Here is a 16,379-nt window from a genome sequence, read left to right on the forward strand (position 1 = left end):
GCGGTCATTTGCAAATTACTCGTGACCGTCTGCTGTGCGGAGATACTGTTGAAAAAGTCTGTTGATTGGTTGCTGGTGTCCTGATTCACTTGTTTTGAGAGTGGGAGGGCACGGCGATGATGGGACCGAGGCAGGTGGCGCAAGGTGCGTTGTTTTATGAGTTCTCAATCGAAGAGTTTGTGCCGCAGGATCACCTGATGCGTGGGATTGATCGCTTCCTTGATCTGACCGAAGTGCGCCCAATGCTTGCGCCGTATTACAGCTCACATGGTCGTCCGTCGATTGATCCCGAACTGATGATCCGCATGCTGCTGTTGGGATACTGCATGGGCATCCGCTCCGAGCGGCGGCTTTGCGAAGAGATACATGTCAATCTGGCCTACCGCTGGTTTTGCAAGCTGGACCTGGCCGATCCGGTGCCTGACCATTCGTCGTTCTCAAAGAACCGTCATGGCCGTTTCCGGGAGAGCGGATTGTTCCGTCATTTGTTCGAGACAGTTTTGCAGCGCTGCATGGATGAAGGCCTTGTCGGTGGCCACAGCTTTGGCGTTGACGCCAGCCTGATACCCGCGAATGCAAACCAGACACGCGGCATTGATAGCGAGGAAGGCCTGCCACCTGAACTGACCTCTCGTGTTCTGAACGAGTACCTCGAAACGCTGGATGATGCCGCATTCGGCGCGTCCACTAAAGTCGTCCCCAAATACATCTCGCCAGTCGACCCTGCGGCACGCTGGACAGGTGCAGACGGTGGGGCTGCCTTCTTCGCATATTCCACCAACTATATGGTGGATCTGGATAATGCGGTGATTGTCGATGTTGAACCATCGGTTCCGATCCGAACCGCTGAGGCTTTTGCCGCACGGCGCATGATCGACCGGATCACAGACCGCTTTGGTATGACCCCAAACAAACTGGTCGGTGACACCGGGTACGGATCAGCAGAGATGCTGGGCTGGTTGGTGGAAGAGCACGGCATCGCTCCGCACATTCCGGTCTGGGACAAATCGAAACGAACCGATGGCACCTTCTCACGCGAAGATTTTGTCTATGACCCCGCGACCGACAGCTACACCTGTCCGGGCGGCAAGGCGTTGCAGACCTATCGCCGGAACTTCTCAACGCCACGAAAAGCAAATGGCGGCAAAGACGGCTTCATCAGATACCGCGCCTCCAAACATGACTGCGACATATGCCCTTTGAAACCGCAATGCTGTCCGAAGGACAACGGGAGACGCCTCATGCGCTCCGTGCACGAAGCTGCCCGAGACGTCGCACGCGATATCCGAAAAACCGACGCTTACATGACCTCATTCATTCAGAGGCGGAAAATCGAGATGCTCTTCGCTCATCTGAAGCGATACATCGGCGTGCGGATGATGCGGCTTCGAGGACCAAAAGGCGCATATGAACAGTTCCAGCTAGCAGCCACAGCACAAAACCTCAGGAAACTCGCAAAACTGGTCCCTGCACCAGCCCCCACATGAAGAAGGGGCGTGTCACCCCAAATCTCGACAGTCGGCAAACCAGCCAAAACATCGACTTCTTCAACACTATCCGGACAAAGCTGCCTTTCGTGTCGATGTTGTCAATCACAGCAAACAGACCCATTCCAGACGTTGACCGCCACCCGGGGTGCTGGAACGAAGCCTGCAAGGGCATCAAAATGCGCTTGAATTGCGACTTTTTACTCCCTTGGCGTTGGATGTTTGCTAGCAACCAACTGACAATTCTCTCTTACGCTGCGCGTCTCTGATCAAAGCTGCAAGTCGATAGAAGCCATGAGCCATCTTGGTGTATGGTACGAGCAGGAAGAACGTCAGAACCGATCCAAGGTGGATGGCAAGCAGCGCGGGCATCAGAGCAGTTGAACTAAGGGTGTAAAGGACCAGTCCGCTCAGCCCGACAAATCCGAGCAACAGGACAAACCCGATTTCGCCGCCCCATGCGGACGGGTCACCAAGCTCGCGATCAGACTTTTGCTTGAGCAGAACCATAGCTCCGCAACCCACTGTCAGCAGAATACCGCCTGAAACCCCAAAGAGTTTTGGCAGGGACCAGAACCCGTAGGGCGCGTGTAACCCGAACGCATAGTGCAAAATCGTCGCCACCGAGGTCGAGGCAAGGCACAGCAGGAAGCCGTACATGATGGCGTGGTGAATGTGGCGTCGGCCCTGACTGAACCGGTCTTCGTCCTCGAAGTTGCAACCCTCGCCGTGGCCTGCGGCCAAGTCCTGCATCTTGCCAGCGCGTTTCAACGCAGCAATCAGATCAGACATTTGGATGGGTTTGCCACCGACCTCCGCCCAATAGCGCCTCAGGCTGATAGCCAAGCTAAAGAGTGGCAACAAGAATGCCGGCGCAAAGATTGCTACCATCGCATTGTGGGACAGGACTGCATAGAACCCCTCTCCTCCGCTGGAGCCGATAACGCGAATTGCCCAGAACAGCAGGGCAAAACCGACAACAAGGGCCAGCGCGATCGCGCCACCATGCGTATGAAACCGCCGCGCCAGAGGTTGCGGCCAAGCAAAGCTTTCCCAACTTTCCCGCCGCACTTCAGCCAGAGCTTTCGGCAGGTTTAGGTCAAACTCGTGCGGCGCCGTATACTGACAAGCGTAGTAACACCCCCGGCAGTTGTGGCACAGGTTGGCCAGTTGCGTGATGTCTCCATCCGAGAACGCGCGTTCCGCGTGCAGCGACGGGAAGACCGAACAATAGCCCTCGCAATAGCGGCAAGCGTTACAAATCTCGGCCTGACGGCGAGCTTCTTGGATAAGTTCAGTTTGCATAAGCGGCGGCCTCACGTCCTGAGATGCGTCCAAAAACGGTTCCGATGGTCATGCCAAAACCGGCCAGATACCCCTGCCCCAATATCGACCCGGCCATTGTCTCGCCGGCGGCCCAAAGGTTTTTGATCTTTCCGTTGGCGGTCGAACATTGCGCTGTGTCGTCGACCTTCAGGCCCAGATAGGTGAAGGTCACACCGGTGCGCAGCGAATAGCCATAAAACGGAGGCTCGGTGATCGGACGCGCCCAGTTCGTCTTGGGCGGCGTCAGACCCGAGGTCGTGACCCCGTCCAACTCAGTCGGATGGAATCCACTGGTATCGCCGCATGCTTCGTTGAATTCTGCAACGGTCGCCTTCAGCTTGTCGGCGGGCAGATCCATCATTGCAGCCAGTTCTTCCAGGGTGTCCGCCTTCAGTGGTGGAAAGACCGACGGCATAAACAGGTTCAGCGACTTAGCATCGATGATCACATAGCCAACTTGATTCGGTTGGGCCGCCACCAGACGTCCCCAGATCGCATAGCGCTTGGGCCAAACGTCTTCGCCCTCGTCATAAAACCGCTCGGCATTCTTGTTCACGACGATTGAAAACGGCACACAGTCCAGGCGGGTGACGATACCGCCATCGAACTTCGGCGCGCGCCCGTCAATGGCGACGGCGTGGCACTGAGTCGGATCGCCGACGCTGTCCACACCTTGATCCAACAGATCGGACAGAACCACGCCACGGTTATAGGGTGTGCCCCGGATCAAAAAGTTCTTGGCAGGCTCACCCCATGCACGGGTCAGCCAATCGGTGTCGGCCTGAAACCCACCTGAGGCAACGATGACAGCTTTGGGCGTGATGAGATGAGATTGGCCCTCATAGGTGTAATCGACCCACTCGATCCGATCACCGTTCAACTCCAGATGCGTGACAGCAGCTTCGTACAGAACATCGACACCCAGACCCGCCGCAGTTCGGTAATAGGCGTTCACCAGAGACTTCCCGCCCCCCATGAAGAAGGCGTTGGTCCGCGCCAGTGACAGTGTCCCGGACAGGGATGGTTGGAACCTGACGCCGTGTTCTTCCATCCACGGAAGGCATTCCTCGGAGGTTCGGATCGCGAGGCGAGCAAGATGTTCGTCGGTTTTGCCGCCAGTGACCTTGAGCAGATCTTCAAGATACTCATCTTCACTGTATTCTTCGATCAGCGGGCCCAGAGGAGCGCTATGCATACAACGAAAATTGCGTGTATGGCGCGAGTTTCCACCACGATAGGGTTTTGGCGCTGTCTCGAGAATCAGAACACGGGCGCCTGCCTCGGCAGCAGTCATTGCAGCGCATAGAGCAGCATTCCCGCCGCCGATCACAGCGATGTCATAAGCTTCCTTTTGGGTGGTCATATCCTGTCTACCTAATGGTTTTCGTCGGTTGTGCGGTCGCGTTCTTGCAACGCCCGAATACGCATCCGTTGTGCGGCCTGAATATGCGCGCGCATTTCTTTTTCAGCCGCAGCGCCATCGCGGGCCTTTAAGGCAGCCATGACGCGCTTGTGCTCGGCCACTGCTGTCTCGGCCCGGTCACCCTCCAGCAATTGTGATGGCCCAAGGATCAACAGCGCTTTTTGCAAAGACAACATAGACTTGGAAAGAAACCGATTCTTTGCTGCGTCCAAAAGTGTGGCGTGGAAAATCCGGTTGATCCGAGCCGCTTCCGAGCCTGTGCCAGCCTCGGCCAAGCGATCATTCAAAACGCCCAGCTCGTCCAACTCGACATCCGACGCTGCACGTGCCGCTAGTCGTGCCGCGGTTCCCTCGAGCACCGCGCGCATCTCATAGAGCTCCATTACTTCGGCATAATCGAGGCTGCGTACAGTTGCGCCCTGCCGTGGCACATGAGTTACTAGCCCGTCGGACTCCAACTGCCGGATAGCTTCGCGCACAGGGGTGCGACTGACGCCTAATCGTTCTGACAACTCAATCTCGCGTAGGCGTTCGCCAGGCTGAAGTGTGCCATCCCGAATCTCATCCAGCAGTTGTTGATACGCTGAATTGCCTTGTGGGCCTGGCTGTAAGGGGTCGTCTTGAATGGTCATCGAGCGCTCACTTGTCTTCTTGCGTCCAAGTGTATACATTTGGATACGTTATGAGTCAATATTATCGAAAGCCGCGCCTTGCCCACCCAAAACAAAACACCCTCTTTCCTGACAAAGCGGGCCGTAACACTGGTCCTTGCGCTTCTGGGCACCGGAGTATTTTGGGCGTTGAACCTGCCGCTGCCCTTTCTATTCGGCCCAATGAGCGCGTGTCTGATCGCCGCCCTAGCACATGCCCCTATGGAAGGTTTTGGTCAGATATCGGTTGCAGCGCGCACCATACTCGGCGTTGCAGTTGGGGCTTCGATTACCCCTGCCCTTTTTGTCGAATTGCCGAAGATGGCCGCATCTATCGCGCTGGTCCCATTCTTCATCCTGCTGATCGCACTGGTCGGAGTGCCTTTCTTTCGCAAGATTTGGGGTTTTGACTCCACGACCGCGTTTTATGCTGCCATGCCAGGCGGATTGCAGGACATGATCATCTTTGGTGCCGAAGCAGGCGCCAACCCGCGTACTCTATCCCTGATCCACGGTACGCGCGTGCTGATCATCGTGACACTGGCCCCACTGTTTCTGACAGTGTTCTACGATGCCCAGCTCACCAACCCAATCGGAGAGCCTGCGCGCGACCTGCCAATACATGAGTTGGCGCTGATGGTACTGGCCGCCCTTGTAGGCTGGAAAGGCGGTGAGAGGATCGGCCTGTTCGGGGCATCCATCCTCGGACCAATGATCCTGACGGCGGCTCTTTCACTGGGTGATTTCATTCATACCCGACCGCCTCGCGAGGCTATACTTGCAGCGCAATTCTTTATTGGCTGCGGGATCGGTGTGAAATTCGTGGGCGTCACTTGGGTCGAACTCCGCCGGGTGGTTGCAGCGGGCTTCGCCTATGTCATCGTCCTTGCCATCCTTGCAGCGGCTTTCACTGCTGTTGTCACCACGTTGGGGCTAGGCCAGCCGGTCGAGGCATTCTTGGCCTTTGCGCCCGGCGGACAGGCAGAGATGACGGTTTTAGCCATCGTTTCTGGCGCGGATCTGGGCTTTGTCATAACGCACCACCTTACAAGGATCGTGTTGGTAATCATTGGTGCGCCGATAGCAGCCAACCTTATCCTGCGCTGGTCAAAACCTCGGGGTTAATCATGTGAATGGGAGCGCCTTCAGCATAAGCGTTCACCTGATCGAAAATGTCTGAGAATTGCAGGTCAAATTCGTCCTCGGTCACAAAACCTATATGTGGTGTCGCAATCAGGTTTGGGTGCGATAGCAAAGGGTCATTCGGGTCGGTGAGCGGCTCAGTATCGAAGACATCAATTGCGGCCTTGCCCGGGCGACCGGCATTTAGCCCCTCAAGCAATGCACCCTTTGCGATAAGGCCTGCACGTGATGTATTCACAAACAGTGCTCCAGGTTGCATCTGCGCGAAATCTGACGCGGTGATGATGCCGTGTGTGTTTGGCTTCAGGCGAACATGGACTGAGACAACATCACTTTGAGCAAAGAACGCTTCGCGGTTTGCGGCGACCTGAACGCCATCTGCATGCGCTCTCGCCCGACCTTCGTCCGAGGACCACCATACCACATTCATCCCGAACGCCTCGGCGTAGCCAGCGACAGCGCGGGCGATACGGCCATATCCGTACAGCCCCAGTTTCCTCCCCCTCAAGGTCTTGCCAACTCCGGCCTGCCAATGCCCGGTTTTGACCGAGGCCATCTGCGCAGGCAAATCGCGCATCCCCGCCATGATCAGCGCCCATGTCAGTTCAGCTGCGGCATATGAAGGCGTCCCGCCGTGCATGTTCGAACACAGCAGTACTCCGTTATCCGAGCATGCCTGCACGTCGACATGCGGGTATACGCTGCGCTGACTTATCAACTTCAGGTTTGGGAGCTTTTCAACCAAATCGCGGGTGATCTTGGTGCGTTCGCGAAACAACACCAGCGCCTCAGCCTCCTGCAAGCGTTCAGCCAATTCGCTGGTATCCTCGACATGATCTGTCCAGACCTTCACGTCATGGCCAGATAGATTTTCAAAACAGGGCAGGCCCTGCAGTGTGTCAAACCAGTCATCCAGAATGTGTATTTTCATCGACTTTCTATACCCTACTCGGTGCTCAGTTTTCTTGGCGTAGGCACAAAATGACGTGTGTCGAGTGCTTCTAGCGCATTGCGAACCCGTTCGCGTTGATCCAGCAAATGGTTGAATTGCTCGTCACACCCGGCAATCGGTGTCGGGTATTCCGCAATGTCCCTCCGCAAAGCCGACTGCGCCAGCCTGAGTTCCTGAAGCGCGATATCAAGGCATTCAGAATAGTCGTCCATCGGGACATCCTCACTATGTATACCACAGTATACCTTTTGAGATCAGCCTTTTCAACTATCGTTCCACACAGATTCCGGTACATAAACATGCCCATCTGCCAGTTTGCGCGCGGTTCGCACCAGACCTGCGGAATTCACGTTGAACTCCTGGTCGTTCGAGAAGTCCACCAGAACGTCGATCTTGCCCGAGGCGTGCTCCAAAACAACTTCAGCCGGGCTTAAATCCGGGCGATCAAGCAACTCGTCTGCGACGGTTCCTGGCGTCAAAGCGCAAGATGCTATGCATTGCGCACCCGTAACGGCCATTGTCGGGTGAGTTTTCCATGGCATGAAATACCGAACCGCAAGTGTTCCACCCTCTCTGGCGGGTGCCATCAGGCCGACTTTGGGAGTCACCGATTTCGATACGTCCCCCATACCCATCAGTTCCCCGGCTTCGATCCGTACTGCCTCCATCCGGTCAAAGAAAGCCCGGTTGGCATTCAGCTCTTCAGCGCTTTCATATCCTGTCAGTCCGAAATCTGAAGCCCGGGCTATGGCCATCGGCATAGCGACGTCCATGCAAGTCAGCTCGATCCCCTGCACTGCATCGCGCAAATTTCCTGTGGGTAGAAATGAACCTGTTGCCGAGCCCACAACGCCCATAAAGCTCAGTTGCACGGGTGCAGAATGACCGGGAACCCCCGCGATTTCCGCATCGCCCTCGTAGACCAACTCACCGCCCGGGGTCTGCACTTTGGCAACGACACGAGCGCCTGTATTGACGGCGCGAATGCGGATTTCGGTCTCATCGCCGTTGGGCTGAAGCAATCCCATTTCAATCGCAGCTGGACCAACTCCTGAGAGGATGTTTCCGCAAGTGGGTTTAAAATCGACCAGCTTCTCATCAACAGAAACCTGCGCGAAGAAATAGTCGATATCTGCCCAGTCGTCCTCGCTGACCGAAAGCATCGCCACTTTGGTCGTCACTGCGTTACCACCACCGATCCCGTCGATGTTGAGCGCTTGTCCGGCCCCGAGGGCAGCAACCAGCACATCAGCCAGCTTGTCCCTATCTTCAGGCAGATCAGAGCGTCGAAAATAAGGACCTCGGGAAGTGCCGCCGCGCATGAAAACATATGGGATTGCTGTCTGGGTCATTGCGAACCCTCCTTTACAAACCGTTGAAATTTCTGAATTCAGCGCTGCCCGACCCGCCAGATTGGCAGGCCGGGCATCCGTGGAGCGCCTACTTGAGTGGCCATGGCAGGTTCACCATGTCTTGCAGCAGACCCGGCGGGAAATCCCGGTTCAGAGCGCCCGCCATCAGGCACATGAACCCGATGCCGCAGGCGGTCAGGATCAGAGTCATCTGCCAGCTGGACCCGGCGCGGATACGGAGAAAGGCGATCAGGAACCCGATCAGGGCGAGGATGAACCCCACAACCCAGGTGGCCGCGATCAGACTTGCGAACCACGCGAGCGTTGACCAAAGTCCATGTGGCGCGCTTGCATCCTCGCCGGCAATTTCCTTGTCGGCAAAGATTGCATCCCCCTCGGGTCGCCGCATCATCTGGATCAACAGAATGACGCAGCAGAACAGCGACACGCTGCCGATCACCAGCGGGATGATCTTGTCGGTCATGTTGTAGTCAGGGATCATGTTGGCATTGACCAAAGCCACGATCAGATAGGCCATGATCACCAGCAAAAAGATCAGCGGCGCGCGCTTGCTGCCGGATTTGACCTCACCTTCGGCCATGATCATCTTGGCTTGACGAATGCCTAGAATGACCGAAACCACGGTGACCACGATCAGTACGATAACGATTGGGCTGAAGACGTACTCCATGCCTTCGCCAAAGCTTTTGCGGAAGCGGAAAGAGGCGATCTGAAACGCCTGGTTGGTGAACTTTTCAACCGGGTTCGACAAAACGAACCCGATCAGAAAGGCCGGACGCGACCAGTCGAAACGACGCAGGAAGATGCCGATCAGGCCGATGCCGAACAGGGCCAGCAGGTCTTCGAAGTTTTGGCCGGACTGGAAAGCCGCAAAGCTGATCAGCATGAACAGAAACGGCGCCAGATAGGTGAAGCGGATTGTCGTCAGCTTGGCGATCCCACCCGAGGCAGCAATACACAGGATAGTCCCCACCACGTTGGCGAGAGCCAGCAACCAGACAATTGAATAGGTGATGTCGAGATTATCCTTGAGCATGCTAGGACCGACCTCGATATCGCCGGATCCCAACAGTGCAACAGCGCCGATAAAGATCGCCATGGAACCCGAGCCGGGGATACCAAACAGCAGTGTTGGGACGAGCCCCCCGCCCTCCTTGGCGTTGTTCGAGCTTTCCGGCCCGATGACGCCACGCACTTCGCCTTTGCCGAAGTTGCTTTTGTCTTTGGTCGATTGAACCGAATGGCCATAAGCGATCCAGTCAACAACCGAGCCACCAAGGCCGGGAATAACACCGACAACCACGCCAATGATCGAACAGCGGACCGACAACCAGATGTTCGCAGCCCAGTCTTTGACGCCATCAAGCCATCCAGCCCCTAGCGAAGCGCCCTTGGCAATGGATCGGTCTTGTCGCAACAGCGAGACGATTTCGGGCACCGCAAAGATACCCAAGCCAACGATGACCAACTTCAGACCATCGGTCAGGTAAGGAATGTCATAAGTCGCCATACGCAGCGAACCGCCTGCGTCCGCCTCGCCAATAGTGCCGACCATCAGGCCCAGCCCAGCGGCGGCGACACCCTTAAGCGGGATACGTCCGGCTAGAATGGCGACCATCGACAAGCCAAGAATGGTGATCATCAGCATCTCGGGCAGACCGAATGCCAGAACGATGGGCCGCGCGACCAAGATGAACATGGTCAGAAAAGTTGCGCCGACCAAACCGCCAAACAGCGATGAAGCAAAGGCCGCTGACAATGCCCGCGCGGCCTCGCCCTTTTTCGCCATCGGGAAGCCGTCCAGCACCGTAGCCTGCGAGGCAGAGCTACCGGGGATGCCCATAAGAACTGATGCGAAGGTGTCAGAGGTCGGAACAACGGCAACCATTCCGATCATCAACGCCAATCCAAGGATCGGGTCCATGCCGAACATGAAAGGCAGCAACAGGGACAGACCAGCAATACCGCCAAGCCCCGGGAAAACACCTACGGCCAGTCCCATAACGACACCAAGAACAAGGTACCCCAGAACGATAGGTTGCAGGATCAGACCCCACGCGTCACTGAGCGCAGGAACAGCTGTGGCGAAAACCTCCATAGCGGCCGCCTTTCATAAATTGTCTTGTGTTTGGAAAAGCGCGCGCCCGACATTGGGGCACGCGCGGTGGTGTTTGGGCTTAGTTCAGCTCGACACCATAGGCTTCTTTGAGCCAGTTCAGAACGTAGGCTTTGGCGTTGTCGTCCACGTTTGTCGCGGTTTGCAGTGCCGCTTTAGAGCCGTCACCTACGAACACTGCGTATTTGCCCACGCGCTTCGAGGAGATATCGGCAAAGTCGCCGCGCTCGGTCACAGCCTGGAACGCAGCTGTGTATGCGTCGACCACTTCCTGAGGTGTATCACCCGGCAGGAAGGCCAGCTTCTGAACCGGGAACCCGGCTACAAAGAACGCTTTCCACGCATCCCATGCCTCACCGGTGGTTTCACAGCCATCGGTGGCTTCGCACACTTCTTTGAAAGTCGGGATATCCGGGAAGGTCGGGTCGCGAACGATGTTGCCGTCTGCATCCAGAGCACCCCAGGTCATCATCGGAACAGCCTGACCGGATTCAACCAACGGGGCCGAACCACCCAAGTAGCCGGACGAGGTCTGATAATCGATATTGGCTTCGCCACGTTCGAACATCAGACGACCGTCTCCGCGTCCCTTGATGCCGAAGACCGGCTCGACATTCATGCCAAGCATTTGCCAGGCCAACAGCGGTACAAGGTCAAGACGCGTCGCACCCTGCGAACCGTAAATGAAGTTGGTGTCCTTCAGCGCATTCGCCGAGCCATCAAATTTCGCGCCATCCTCTACGTTCAGGTAGGCAACGCCACCGGTTCCTGATGCCATGACAGGAATCCAGTCATTGTATTCATAGCGTACCCGCGGATCACTAAGCAGATATGGGAATTGAGTTGAACCGGAGGTGCCAAACAGCAGCGTACCGTCGTCATGGCTCTGCTCCTGGAACCAGTTCGCGCCCTTGGTCGAACCAGCGCCCGGCATGAATTTCACCACTACGGTCGGTTGACCCGGCAGCGCTTCGGACAGAAGCGGCGCAAAGAAGTTGGCCCATTTGGCAGACCCGCCGGTTTCCGAGAACGGGATGACCCATTCCACAGTCTTACCCGAGAAATCAACCTCGGCTGCGGCAGGTGCGGCGATACCGGCGGCGGCGATCAGCCCCACGACGGCGCGGCGGGTGAAGTTAGAAATGGTCATTGGTTCCTCCCTGTTGACCAGACAACCACGTCAACGCCCTCCGCGCTACCGTGATCGCAAATAGAACTGTGGGGTTGATTCCCCCTCCCATCTGGCAATCATGGAGTGCCAACCTTGCGCGAAACTTGCAGGAGACCCGATGCGGATCGTCATCGTCGAAGACAACGAGACCCTCGCCAAAGCTATTGCCTATCGCCTACGTGACCGGGGTCATGCAGCAGAAGTGCTTTTGGATGGCGATGAGGCTGACTTGTATCTTGCGCAAGAGGGCGCAGACTTAGTTGTTCTGGACATCAATTTGCCTGGACAGTCGGGACTGGAGATCCTGAAATCTCTTCGCAATCGTGGTGACGGCGTACCGGTGATCTTGCTTACGGCACGTGCCGAAACAAGCGACCGGGTTTCGGGGTTGGATATGGGCGCCGATGACTATCTGGTTAAGCCATTCGAAATGGACGAGTTGGAAGCACGTATCCGGGCGCTTTCTCGACGCAAGGAACTCGACTACGGAGCAAAAGAGAGCATCGGCGCCCTGGAATTCGACCGCGCTGCCCGTCAGGTAAGTGTACAGGGCAAGGTTATGGATATTCCGCGGCGGGAAGTCGCGGTGCTTGAGTGCCTGTTGGAACGCAGGGGCAGAATTGTTCCCAAAAGCCAACTAACGGATTACGTCTACGGCGTGGGTGCCGATGTCGAGGCCTCAGCCGTCGAACCTCATGTATCGCGGCTGAGAAAACGTCTTCAAGATCTCGGTATTAGGATTAAGACAGCCCGTGGTCTGGGGTATCTGCTTGAGGTGCAGAAGTGATCAATCACGGCTCGCTCAGGTTAAGACTTTTCATTCTTATCCTAACCCCTTTGGTGCTAATTGCTGCTCTGCTTGGTCTTTGGCGTTTTATGATTGCGCAGAAAACGGCTCAGGAATTGTTCGATGACAGCCTGTTATCTGCTGGTCTCGCAATATCACGAGATGTTGCGATTTCGGGAGGTGATGCGCTGTCACCAACGACACGCAGCATGATCCGTGACGCATCAGGTGGAGAGATTTTTTACCACGTAACGGGCCCCGGCGGCATCTATGTGACAGGCTATGCCTACCCTCCGGCCGCCACCAACCCGTCTGATCAAGAGGTGTACAAGCCGCAGTTTTTCGAAGCGCTCTACCGCCAAGAACCAGTGCGCGTTCTTAAAATGACGGAACGAGTGACCATAGAAAATCTAATCGGAGATGCGACAGTTACAGTCTGGCAACGTATGGCGGATCGCAACGCTTTCGCAAATGAACTGTCAATCCGCGCAGGAATTCTCATGGGAATTCTGCTGGCCACCCTCGCCATTGTGGTATGGTTCGGCGTCGCTCGTGGACTGAGGCCTTTGCTGGATTTGCAGGACGCAATTGACCTGCGTTCACCAGATGACCTCAGTGAGATTAAGCGCCCTGTCCCGATCGAAGTTCAGGGTGTTGTTAGAACCCTGAACCGGCTTTTTGGTCAGGTGGAAAAAAGCATCAACGCCCATCAAGTGTTTATTTCCGAAGCAGCACATCAGCTGCGAAACCCGGCGGCGGCTGTTCAGTCGATGGCCGAAGCTCTGCAGGACGCGAAAACGGATGACGACCGAGAAAAACGTATCTCAGAGCTTGTGGCGGCTGCAAAAAACTCAGCGACTGTCGCGGAACAGCTGTTATCACTTGAAAGGCTCAGGCAGCCGACGCACCAAGACCAAATGGAAAAAATTGACTTCCGCTCGGTCGTGGAAGAGGCCTGCGCGGAGATGGGAGTTCAAATCCTAGCAAAGGGTATCGAGTTCGATGTCACGATACCTGAGACGGCGGTCCCGGTAATCGGTGACCGGGTCTTTCTGATTGAGGCTATAAAGAACCTGTTGGACAACGCAGTCAAACACGGTGGCACAATGTTGAGCCAAATTTCAGTGGTGCTGCGGTGTGACGGCAAATACGTCAACCTAACTGTGACCGATGATGGTGCTGGCCTTTCGCCAGACCAAAGCGAAGCGGCATTCAATCGGTTTTCTCAATTGGAGCATTCCGGGGGCAGCGGATTGGGGTTGTCCATCGTCTCTGCAGTGGCGGAGCGCCACGGAGGAATGATCGAAATCAACCAAGTCGAAAGAGGAGCGAGCATTACGCTTGAGCTTCCCATAGTCCTGTAAGCTGTTTCTAATTTCACTCGGAACCCAAAACCAGCCAAAGTCAACGCGAGTTTTTGCGATTGCTGCGAAATTCAGGTTTTCGCCCTGAGCGAAGAACGCAGCTCTCAAAATCTGTATCTATGTCGTCTTTGGGCTCACAGCGGTCATTCGCTGCGATATGCACGGATGGCCGAGATGCGGGACTTTGCGGCCTGATGCCAGTGCAGCGAAAATCACCTCGATTGCCGGACCGTGTCACGGAATTGCCCGTGGCGGCGCAGCACGATTTCCCGAAACCGGACATTCAAATCTTGCAAATGGGCCGAAACCCAAACCGGACATTCGCTGCGCGCCCGTTCTATGTCTCACATGCGGGACAAAGCTCCCCTTCGCCGCGGTGGCTCCAATGTCCGCTCTGCTCACGCAAGTCTGCCTCAAGCAACTTTGACCAGTAGTTTCTGTGCCTCACCCCATTGCCTCGGCGATTGCCCATACATGCGCCTGAACTCGCGACTGAACTGGGACGGGCTGACGTAACCAACGTCCATTGCGGCTTCGTTCACAGGCATCCCGCCCGCGATCTTCATGGCGGCGTTGTTGAGGCGCATCGTCTTAACGAACTGGATTGGAGCCATCGTCGTGACCTGCTTGAATTTGCGATGGAAAACCGCCCGGCTCATGCCCGCTCGGCTTGCCATATCCTCTATGGAGATCGGCGCATCCAGATGTGACGACACATGCGCAATTGAACGTGCGATGGCGTTGCCAGCACCGAATGCTTGCCGTGCGAAGGTGCCAGCTTCTCCCTTTAGGATCGCATAAAGCAATTCACGCAATCGCGCCTCGCCGAGAACCGCTGTATCCGTCTCGCTGTATCCGAGGCGCAGTAGCCGTAGCAGCGCATCAGTAAAACCATCGTCCCATCGCGCGAGCCTAATTCCGGGCTCCCGCAATTCTCTTTTGACCGAAGGCAGAACGCCCCCGGCATTTTCCATCTCCATCGCCAGTTCAGTCAAAACACGTTGTTCCAGTGAGATCATAATCCCGTAGAGAGGGTTGTCATGCGAGGCCAAAGGCGTCCCCGCCTTGACCGGCATCGACATTGGGCAGCAGAGATATTGACTGTTGTCGTATTCGTATCTTCGGCCATCCAGGACGGCTTCCTTCATCCCGCTGACAATGGCCACGACACAGGGCTCATAAACAGCGGGAACACAGGGGATTGATTGGGTGGCGCGAAAAAACCGCACACCCTTGATGCCCGTCTCGGTCAGGCCGTCCGTTTCGGTTCGGTCTGCTATGATTTGCTTGATCTGATCCTTACTCATATGAGAGATTTAAAGGCTTTACATCGATGCAGGCAACTACCTTGATACAATCGGGCAAGTATTTGCGATGATCTCGCCTGTTTCCGCATTCTGGTGAGAGCTATCTGCATTTCCAAGCCGAAACACAATTCACTCTGTCCCCGCGCCAACGCAGATAGGAGACAAAAGATGCCAGATACCACATTCGGACCCAACGGCTGGACGCCCGAGCGCCTTGGTGATCTCTCCGGCAAGATCTACCTCATCACGGGTGCCAACGCCGGTGCCGGGTTCCAGGCCGCGCGGACGCTTCTTAAGAAGAAGGCCAAAGTCGTGATGTTGAACCGCTCGGCAGAGAAGTCTCAGGCAGCTGTCGCGGACCTGAAAAGTGAGTTCGGAAGCGGGGCGGACGTGAGCTTCATTCGCATGGACCTGGCCTCCCTCGCAAGCGTACGCAAAGCTGCGGACGAGGTTCTGAATTCGGTTCCCCGGATTGATGCGCTCATCTGCAATGCGGCCATCGCACAGGTGCCAACCCGCAAGCTGACAGAGGATGGGTTTGAGAGCCAGCTCAGCACCAACCATTACGGTCACTTCCTACTCTGTGGCCTTCTTTTTGAGCGGATCGAAGCCTCAAAGGGCCGCATCGTTGTCGTGGCAAGTCTTGGCTACAACATGGGCCTGAAGACGATCAAGTTCGACGACATGAACTGGGAAGAGGGTTACGGGCCGAATACCGCCTACTCACAAAGCAAGCTGGCGCAAATGATGTTCGCCTATGAATTACAGGACAGGCTTGCCGCCGCTGGGCGCACCGAGGTCGAGGTCTATGTCTGCCATCCCGGCTCGTCGGCAACGTCACTGATCAGCACGAGCGGTAGCCGGACGATGCGGTTCATCTGGTGGCTCATGACCAAAACACCGATGGTTCAGACTGCCGAGCAAGGGTCCTATCCCGAAGTCATGTGCGCCACCGAAGAGGCTTTGACCGAACAACGCGCGCTTTACGGGCCAACGGGCCGCCTTGAAGCCGTTGGCCCGGTTGGCAAGGGTAAATTGAACCCACACGCGTATGACAAGACCGTCATGGCAAGGCTTTGGGAGGTCAGTGAACAAGAAACAGGCTTGAAGTGGGAGATTTGATCCAACGGGTCCCGTGCGGCTGGTGATGCTTCACCCACCATCGGAAATTCGTGCACCGTGGAGCATTTAGTAGAATGGGCTCAACGCGGACGTTGGTCAAAAAATCGCGAATGACCACTAAGCGGGACGAAGCTGCCTTTTGCTCATGCGTCGAGTTT

General features: G+C 56.1%; 14 protein-coding genes. 5 read left to right on the forward strand and 9 right to left on the reverse strand.

The annotated features are described in order from the left end of the window. The first annotated feature begins 116 nt into the window (after window positions 1–116). Window positions 117–1,487 (forward strand): IS1182 family transposase, encoded by a 1,371-nt coding sequence (locus DHN12_RS17990; protein ID WP_108861434.1) that lies wholly within the window; start codon window positions 117–119, stop codon window positions 1,485–1,487. A 225-nt stretch (window positions 1,488–1,712) separates the two neighbouring features. On the opposite strand, the gene tcuB is transcribed toward DHN12_RS17990, so the two are convergent. The 3 genes from tcuB to DHN12_RS18005 are packed head-to-tail and all read right to left on the reverse strand — an operon-like array spanning window position 1,713 to window position 4,868. Continuing rightward, on the reverse strand, window positions 1,713–2,792 hold the full coding sequence (gene tcuB / locus DHN12_RS17995) for a tricarballylate utilization 4Fe-4S protein TcuB (RefSeq protein WP_058271345.1): 1,080 nt from the start codon (window positions 2,790–2,792) through the stop codon (window positions 1,713–1,715). After that, the gene (gene tcuA, locus DHN12_RS18000) at window positions 2,782–4,176 is read right to left on the reverse strand and encodes an FAD-dependent tricarballylate dehydrogenase TcuA (RefSeq protein ID WP_108861435.1); all 1,395 of its coding nucleotides are present in this window, start codon (window positions 4,174–4,176) and stop codon (window positions 2,782–2,784) included. The genes tcuB and tcuA overlap by 11 nt, the downstream gene beginning before the upstream one ends. Window positions 4,177–4,187: 11 nt before the next feature. Further along, entirely contained in the window at window positions 4,188–4,868 is a 681-nt protein-coding gene (locus DHN12_RS18005; RefSeq protein ID WP_108861436.1) for a GntR family transcriptional regulator, read from the reverse strand. Window positions 4,869–4,946: 78 nt separating this feature from the next. Between DHN12_RS18005 and DHN12_RS18010 the strand changes: the two genes are divergently transcribed. Continuing rightward, window positions 4,947–6,011, forward strand: a complete 1,065-nt coding sequence (locus DHN12_RS18010; protein ID WP_186437349.1) for an AbrB family transcriptional regulator — start codon at window positions 4,947–4,949, stop codon at window positions 6,009–6,011. On the opposite strand, the gene DHN12_RS18015 is transcribed toward DHN12_RS18010, so the two are convergent. From DHN12_RS18015 to DHN12_RS18035, 5 genes are all read right to left on the reverse strand, one after another. Beyond that, complete coding sequence (locus DHN12_RS18015; RefSeq protein WP_108861437.1) at window positions 5,980–6,960, reverse strand: D-2-hydroxyacid dehydrogenase family protein; 981 nt, start codon at window positions 6,958–6,960, stop codon at window positions 5,980–5,982. The genes DHN12_RS18010 and DHN12_RS18015 overlap by 32 nt on opposite strands. 14 nt (window positions 6,961–6,974) lie before the next feature. Next, the gene (locus tag DHN12_RS18020; RefSeq protein ID WP_050605950.1) at window positions 6,975–7,193 is read right to left on the reverse strand and encodes a hypothetical protein; all 219 of its coding nucleotides are present in this window, start codon (window positions 7,191–7,193) and stop codon (window positions 6,975–6,977) included. A 51-nt stretch (window positions 7,194–7,244) separates the two neighbouring features. Next, window positions 7,245–8,333, reverse strand: coding sequence for a 4-oxalomesaconate tautomerase (locus tag DHN12_RS18025; RefSeq protein ID WP_108861438.1), 1,089 nt, complete (start codon window positions 8,331–8,333; stop codon window positions 7,245–7,247). Window positions 8,334–8,421: 88 nt separating this feature from the next. Further along, window positions 8,422–10,452 (reverse strand): tripartite tricarboxylate transporter permease, encoded by a 2,031-nt coding sequence (locus tag DHN12_RS18030; RefSeq protein ID WP_108861439.1) that lies wholly within the window; start codon window positions 10,450–10,452, stop codon window positions 8,422–8,424. A gap of 79 nt (window positions 10,453–10,531) precedes the next feature. Continuing rightward, the gene (locus tag DHN12_RS18035) at window positions 10,532–11,620 is read right to left on the reverse strand and encodes a tricarboxylate transporter (RefSeq protein ID WP_108861440.1); all 1,089 of its coding nucleotides are present in this window, start codon (window positions 11,618–11,620) and stop codon (window positions 10,532–10,534) included. Between the two features lie 139 nt (window positions 11,621–11,759). Between DHN12_RS18035 and DHN12_RS18040 the strand changes: the two genes are divergently transcribed. Beyond that, the gene (locus DHN12_RS18040; protein WP_108861441.1) at window positions 11,760–12,428 is read left to right on the forward strand and encodes a response regulator transcription factor; all 669 of its coding nucleotides are present in this window, start codon (window positions 11,760–11,762) and stop codon (window positions 12,426–12,428) included. A 53-nt stretch (window positions 12,429–12,481) separates the two neighbouring features. After that, the gene (locus DHN12_RS18045; protein ID WP_255415474.1) at window positions 12,482–13,792 is read left to right on the forward strand and encodes a sensor histidine kinase; all 1,311 of its coding nucleotides are present in this window, start codon (window positions 12,482–12,484) and stop codon (window positions 13,790–13,792) included. A gap of 413 nt (window positions 13,793–14,205) precedes the next feature. Here DHN12_RS18045 and DHN12_RS18050 read toward each other — a convergent pair whose 3' ends face one another. After that, a complete protein-coding gene (locus tag DHN12_RS18050) occupies window positions 14,206–15,099 on the reverse strand; it encodes an AraC family transcriptional regulator (protein WP_108861442.1) in 894 nt (297 codons plus the stop codon). A gap of 168 nt (window positions 15,100–15,267) precedes the next feature. On the opposite strand from DHN12_RS18050, the gene DHN12_RS18055 reads away from it, so the two are divergent. Further along, complete coding sequence (locus DHN12_RS18055; RefSeq protein ID WP_108861443.1) at window positions 15,268–16,221, forward strand: SDR family oxidoreductase; 954 nt, start codon at window positions 15,268–15,270, stop codon at window positions 16,219–16,221. The last annotated feature ends 158 nt before the right edge of the window (window positions 16,222–16,379 follow it).

This window comes from Ruegeria sp. Alg231-54 (genome assembly GCF_900143525.1).
Lineage (GTDB): Bacteria > Pseudomonadota > Alphaproteobacteria > Rhodobacterales > Rhodobacteraceae > Ruegeria.